Below are 726 nucleotides of genomic sequence, written 5' to 3' on the forward strand. Positions count from 1 at the left end.
CAAGTCAGCTTGACGTATTTGTACGTAATCTTGTTTCAAAACATACTCATCTTGAACGCAAAGCCGTGGGCATGAAGCAGTATTCTTGGTATAAATGTGTTACAAACCTTGATAATCCCGCCGGTGTCAGCGGTGTTGAATCAGCTAGTTGGAAGCCGCCTAAAGATGCTTTCAAGTATTACAAATCATCCAGCCAGCATCAGAAGTTTAAAAAGAATATTCCGCTTGCTGTTTGGGCTTTGGTAGCTATTTTTGCTTTTATGGCTTGGAAAGGTTTCAACGTCTATCAGATTTATAAACAGGGTAGCGGCCAATCTGAAGTGGTTCAATCTGTTTCTGATTCCTCTGCAAGTGAACCGCAGGCAATAAATGAAACTGATCAATCTAAAAGTACACAAGATATAAATTCAAATCTTAAGCCTGAAGATTTTGTACCTACTCTAGCCGAAAAACCTGAAAGTAAACCAATTTATGACAATGTAAGACAAGTTAAAACTTTTGAATACATCGCCGGTTGCGTTGAAGGTGGTAATAGTGGTTGTACTTGTTATAGCACCCAAGGCACGCCGCTAAAAGAAGTTTCTAAAACCATGTGCAAGGACTACGTGAAAAACGGCCTTCCGTTCAACCCATATAAGGATGAGCATCAAACAGCGCAACAGCCACAAACAGCATCGCAGACAGCCTACGCACCTGAAAATGGACAAGTACTTACGATGGGCGGCA

Annotated in this window: 1 protein-coding gene; it reads left to right on the forward strand. The window is 41.3% G+C overall.

Features of this window, described 5'->3' with window-relative positions; translation table 11 throughout:
* Nucleotides 1-726, forward strand: a 726-nt coding sequence (locus HMPREF2865_RS03945; protein WP_283120631.1) for a zonular occludens toxin domain-containing protein, incomplete at both ends; no start/stop codon positions are given.

Origin of the sequence: Neisseria sp. HMSC073G10, from assembly GCF_001812605.1 — a bacterium.
GTDB classification, from domain to species: domain Bacteria; phylum Pseudomonadota; class Gammaproteobacteria; order Burkholderiales; family Neisseriaceae; genus Neisseria; species Neisseria subflava_A.